Annotated in this window: 3 pseudogenes; all 3 read right to left on the reverse strand. The window is 35.7% G+C overall.

Going from position 1 to position 6673, the window contains the following annotated elements:
• Positions 1 to 967 (reverse strand): annotated as a pseudogene (locus NPX99_RS08210) (hypothetical protein); the annotation flags it as partial.
• A gap of 1110 nt (positions 968 to 2077) precedes the next feature.
• Positions 2078 to 2569: pseudogene (locus NPX99_RS08835) on the reverse strand (YadA-like family protein); the annotation flags it as partial.
• Between the two features lie 744 nt (positions 2570 to 3313).
• A pseudogene (locus NPX99_RS08215) lies at positions 3314 to 5698 on the reverse strand (hypothetical protein); the annotation flags it as partial.
• Between the last annotated feature and the right edge of the window lie 975 nt (positions 5699 to 6673).

Consider the following 6673-nt stretch of genomic DNA (forward strand, 5'->3'; position numbering starts at 1 on the left):
TTTTGCCTTCTTCACCATGCGTTGCGACAAACGCATTCGCAGTTTTGCTCCAGTTCAATGAATCGCCGTTTGCTCCTTGAGAAATATCATCAAACTTTTTATTAAAGTCATTGATTGCTTTCGTTAAGTGCGTATTCACATTCTTGACATTTATATCAAGACCGGACAACGCACTCCCAACATCATTGTAGCTCGCCGTACCTACCGTACCATCTTCAGCAATATGAGAGAGAGTATAAGTTGGAGCTATCCAAACTTCTTCGTCATGGAATAGACCTTGATCAGCTTTAAATGCCGCGTCACCACCTAAATATGCTGCTAGCGTCTGATTAAGTGAATAAATCTGACGTCCTGTAATCGCCTCGGTTGACTCTTCTGAGATAGCACCAGGAGTAATATCAAAAAACACTCGTGTTACACCACTACTACTTCGAATACTTATTTTACCGTATTCTGATGTAGGAGCCAAATATAACGTACGCCCATCCTCCATAGGAGATGTTGCACGAGATAAACTTTTCATAAGGGGAAAATTGCCTGTATTTTCATGCAAATTATTCCCTTGAAAAACATTATTAACGGCAGAAAATGTATCCGCAATATTCTGAAAATCTTTTTTACCCGCAAATGCAGTATTAAGAGCAACTTGAGTTTGAAATTTATTATTAGGTTTTAAGTTTTCGACGGAATCTTGATCCCCCATAAATACAGAGTCAATAGCTCTATGCAGTTTACTGCCAACTGTATCGACTGGTGGAATACCTTTAAGCACATTTGTGCCACCACTAAAATCGTTTGATGTGTTATTAAAAACTTGAGTATTCGCAGAAACAGGAGAAATATTTGATAAAAAGATAATCACTAAAGCCAATACGAGTGTCTTAATAAAAGGCAATCGATTAAGCAAGCAAGAATTTTGAAAATCTCTTACCACTGGCACTTTTGGTGTGGTATATATTTTTTTCATAATAAATTCTCCAGATAAGAAAATATATTTTAGAACATTAAAAAAACACATTTCAGCGCTAGAAGTGGTGTATTGGTGTAATTTTTGTTTGTTCTTTATAAAATTTGGGTTCGTTGAAGAGGTAGAAAGAAGAAATGAAAGCTGTGGTAAGGCTTTTATTTTTCTATCTTAGACTGGGGTGTTTTTTTCACTGATGTTTTTGGGGTGATCGATAGTGAAAAATGAGATGAACACGAGAAAAATATCTTTGTTTGTTAAATGTGTGCTTCATAATCTTTAAAACGGAATAGTTTGTTTTGTATATTTAGGGGGGATAAAGTGTCTACCGTGAGTTCATTGTGCTCTTATCGTAGAGATAGACGATAGAGTTCGGTATTTTAGGATTGTTTTTTTGAAGCACTTGAAATAAGCTGTATGGATTTTCATAACCATGCGCACCTCCCCTTGCGATGAGTTTCTTATTTTTATCAAAATGAGTCTTATATGATAACTTCTATAAGCTCTTAAGAAGAAAAGCAAGAAGAAAATGAATTTAATTATTTTTACATAATGAGTCTTTTCAATTTATGTAACCGCGAAATATCGTTATAATTTTGAAATTTCTCGCTTTATTGCATATGTTATAGGCTTATAGAGAGGTTTTTGTTTCATCGTTTTTTGGAGCTCATTTTGGTCAAAATGAGTCTTATTAATCATTACGGCAACTCTGCACCTTATGATTTGTGCTGCGATGTACAAAGAAAATGATAAAATAGGATTTTTGTTTTTTTGACAGTATCCCCCCCCCAATGGATATTTTCTACCAAAGACATTATAAAATGTACGTCTTTAAATCGTGATCGGATGACATACTCTATCCGTTTATCTTAGGGATAATTACTTTATATTTCTAAAATTTTTATTAATTTTTATTAAAATGCTTCATATTTCTTACTAAAATCACTCTCACAAAGATTATTCCTATAAAATACATTGTTATGGAGTTTTCTATATATTACTCTATCATTTTCTATAAAAATATTGCTTTATCTATCATATAAACTTTCGCCCTTGCCTCATAAGGCAAGGGCGAAAATTCGGTTAAATTATCGTTTTTTGTATTATCTGGTGTTATTTTAACTTCAGAGTTATTCCACCACCAACTCCCCAATGACCTCCGGCACTGGTTGCTGATAAATTAGAACGAATCCTGCCATCTTCAGAGGTATAGCCCGCGCCAAAAGCAAATGCAGATTGACCACGCCATAAACCACCACCAAATGAAACACTTAAAGATCCTGGATCGTCGAAGTAACGTAAGTTAGAAACTGCTAAACCAATAGCTGCTGCTTGCCTTGCCTCTTTGCGAACATCCTCAACAGCATAACTTAACGCCTCAAACTTCATATCTGTATAAGCTTTTGCTTTGTTAACACTATCATTGACAAGACTACCCACTTGATCATCCGTATATTTCTTCGCTTCCTTAAGAACTATATCCATCTGATCTTTAGTGTAATCATGCAACTGACCACCATTGACCGCTTGCTTAGAGCCTGTTTCAATCTTACCATCCGCTACTTCTAGAGTAACTGGTTCACTCTCATTGGCACCTAATAAACTCCTACCTCCTAAATTCATTTCTGGATCATTTTGCGCTTCTAAAAGTTCAAAATCATTTTCATCGTCTACATCATCTAGATATTCATCATCTAGAGAACGAGTGAATCTTGCCATAGGTAGCATTCTACTCATAAAAGGGAAGCCATCTGAAATAAGATCGTTTTCATCATCATTATTTTTGTCCCCTTGTGTAGAAACAGAAGGGTCCTTCTTCATTTCACTAATCTGATTATTCAAAGTTTTGACAGCACTATTAACGCCAGAAAATGCATCCGCGACATTAGAATATTTCTGCTCAATCTCATTACCATCCTTATCAAGGGTTATAATTGTAAAACTAGGATTTATCCATTTGCTATGTTCATCATATCCAGCACGACTGTCAAAAAAACGTGCAAATGCATGAGACATCAGATAGATTTGGGTACCATTTACTGCGTCAGTCGAGTTTTGTGAAAAGACACCGCCCTTAATACCAGAGAGAATTCGTGGAGAACCACCACTGTTTGCAATATCTATTCTATCTCCACCTTTGCTGCCACCAATCGTAATAAGCCCAATGCTATTTTGCCTAATAAAATTGCTCCCTGTCACATTGTTAATCTTTTTATCAATATTTGTAAAGGAACTGCTTACACCAGAAAGTGCATCTGCAACATTTGTATAGTGCTGTTCAACCCTATTACCATTCTGATCAACAACTTTAACTGTAAAATTAGGAGCACTCCAGTTGCCATTTGCATCATATCCAGCATCACCACTGAAATAGCTAGCTACGACATTGCTCATGGAATAAAGTTGAGAGCCATTTATTGCATCCGTTGACATTGCTGTAATCGAACCAGCACCAATACCTGAAAGAATCCGTGTCTGATTACCAACATTTGCGATACTTATCTTCGTTCCATTTACTTTTCCACCAATGGTAATAAGTCCTGTCTTATCTTGCTTAACAAGACCATCACTTGTCGAATTGATAACTATGTTTTCAATCTTTTTATCAATATTTGTAAAGGAACTGCTTACACCAGAAAGTGCATCTGCAACATTCGTATAGTACTGTTCAACTCCATTACCATTATCATCAACGACTTTAACTGTAAAATTAGGAGCTTTCCAGTTGCCATTTTTATATTCAGCATTACCACCAAAATAGCTAGCTACGACATTGCTCATGGAATAAAGTTGAGAACCATTTATCGCATCCGTTGATGTTGCTGTAATCGAACCAGCACCAACACCTGAAAGAATCCGTGCTGCATTACCAACATTTGCAATACTTATCTTCTCTCCATTTACTTTTCCGCCAATGGTAATAAATCCTGTATCATCTTGCTTAACAAAACCATCACCTGCCGAATTGATAACTATATCTTCAATCTTTTTATCAACATTCGTGAAAGAATTACTTACACCATTAAAGGCATCTGCAATATTCGTATAGTCCCTTTTAACTCTCTTACCATCCTTATTAAAGACTTTAACTGTAAAAGTAGGAGCTTTCCAGTTGCCATTTTCATCATATCCAGCATTATCACCAAAATAGCTAGCAACTAAATTGCTCACGGAATAAAGTTGAGCACCATTTATCGCATCCGTTGATGTTGCTGTAATCGAACCAGCACCAACACCTGAAAGAGTCCGCAACGCATTATCAATGTTTGCAATACTTACCTTCGTTCCATTTGTTTTTCCACCAATGGTAATAAGTCCTGTCGCGTCTTGCTTAATAAGATCATTACCCGCTACGTTGGTCACTACATTTTCAATCCTTTTATCAATATTCGTAAAAGAACTGCTTACACCAGCAAGTGCATCCGCGACATTACCATATGTTGCTTTCGTCTCATTACCATTCTGATCAACGCCTTTAACTGTAAAAGTAGGAGCTTTCCAGTTGCCATTTTTATATTCAGCATTACCGCCAAAATAGCTAGCTACGACATTGCTCATGGAATAAAGTTGAGAACCATTTATCGCATCCGTTGATGTTGCTGTAATCGAACCAGCACCAACACCTGAAAGAATCCGTGCTGCATTACCAACATTTGCAATACTTATCTTCGTTCCATTTACTTTTCCACCAATGGTAATAAATCCTGTACCATCTTGCTTAATAAGACCATTACCCGCCACATTGGTCACTACATTTTCAATCCTTTTATCAATATTTGTAAAAGAACTACTTACGCCAGTAAATGCATCCGCAACATTCTTATAGTGCTGTTCAACTCCATTACCATTCTCATCAAAGACTTTAACCGTAAAAGTAGGGGGCACCCATCCTCCATTGCAATCAGAATCATTGAATTCAGCATCACCACCAAAAAACTTTGCGACATTTGCTCCCAAAGTATAAAGCTGGGAACCATTGATTGCTTGATCCGATGTTGGACTAATTATACCATTATGAACACCAATAAGAATCCGCGATTGACGAGCAGCATTTGCAAAGTCTACTATAGCCCCCCCTTTTTGCGCAGCAACTGTAATAATCCCCGCATCCCCTACCTTAACGAGATCATTACCTGCCATATTGGTCACTACATAGTTAATCTTTTTATCAAGATTCACAAAAGAACTACTTACCCCAGTAAGTGCATCCGCGACATTACTATACTTTTGCTTAGTCCCATTGCCATTCTGGTCAACGACATTAACCGTAAAACTAGGAGGCATCCAAACGCCATATTCATCATATCCACCACCACCAAAAGAACTTGCAACCATGTTACCCAATGCGTAAAGCTGAGCACCATTGATTGCTTGATCTGATATTTTATTAATCCAACCGCTAGCAAGACCAATTATTAACCGCGATTGATTAATATTATTTGCAATGTCTATTATATTGCCCCCTTTTTTTGCAGCAACTGTAATAATCCCTCCAGGCCCCATTTTAACAAGATCTTCACAAGCAGAAACAGGAGAAGCATTTGATAAAAAAACAGCTACTGAGATCAATGAAACCGTTTTCATAAAAGGTAATCGATAAGGCGAACAAGAACTTTTAAAATCACTCATCGCTGGTGTTTGCTTTGTGGTATATATTTTTTTCATAAAAAATTCTCCAAGTAAGAAAAACATATTAAAAACATTAAAAAGACACATTCCGATGTTAGGTGACATCAGAATATCTTTTTTACAAAAATTAGGGTTGCCATAATGGGGAAAGGGACTATCTAAAGAAGCATCAATAAAGTTATGGCTTGCAATGATCGATGATCCGGTTAATAAAACTTTCGTTTTTTTGCTTTTAAGGGGGAACTTTTTGAAGAAGGGCTCTTCGATTTGGAACCGAGAAGGAATGATACAGACAGAAAGAGGACATATTCGTTCACTGTTATTAAATGTAGTATGCTTAGGACGCAATAGAGTGTTTATTGCGAGGGAAATTTGAGTTTTTGCTAAATAATTTAGGGATTTTTGTGCAGAGTTATTGCACTTTTTCTATAGAAATGAGTAGTGCACATCTGAGCTTTAGGTTTCCACCTTTTGGCGTGCTCTGAGATGGAGTAACAGCAGTTTTGTAATTTTTTCATAACCCATTTCCCCCGCTTTGCGAAAAAGTTTTTATTGAAACTTAAAAACTGCCCCAGTCTTATAAGCTATTAAGAAGAAAAGCAAGAGAAAAATTAACTTATTTTTAATATTTGATTCAGGAATGATTGTTAAATTCATAGCTTCATTATTCGCTCTGTAGGCTTTGTAGAGGAATATTGATGTATGATTATACTTTTTAGACACCCTCATTTTGATTAGAGTGCGTTTTACTTAATTATTGTTGCTACTACATACAAATAAATAGAGTCGTAAAAAATGGGACTTTTTTAATTATATCCTCTAATGGATATTTCTATTAATGAAATTATAAAACATGCACTTTTAATGCTGTACGATTATGCATATTATCCATTTATATGGATATGAAAATATTTTTGGCATTTGTAAATTGTAGTGAAAATACTTCCATTTAACTAAAAACAGATTCACTAAAATTATTATACATAATACACTGTTATGAACTTTGTAAGTATACTGCCCTCTAACTATCTCTATAAAATATTATTTTTTTAGATATAAAATTTTCACCTTTGTCCGGTC

It is taken from the genome of Bartonella sp. 220B (assembly GCF_026930205.1).
Taxonomy (GTDB): domain Bacteria; phylum Pseudomonadota; class Alphaproteobacteria; order Rhizobiales; family Rhizobiaceae; genus Bartonella.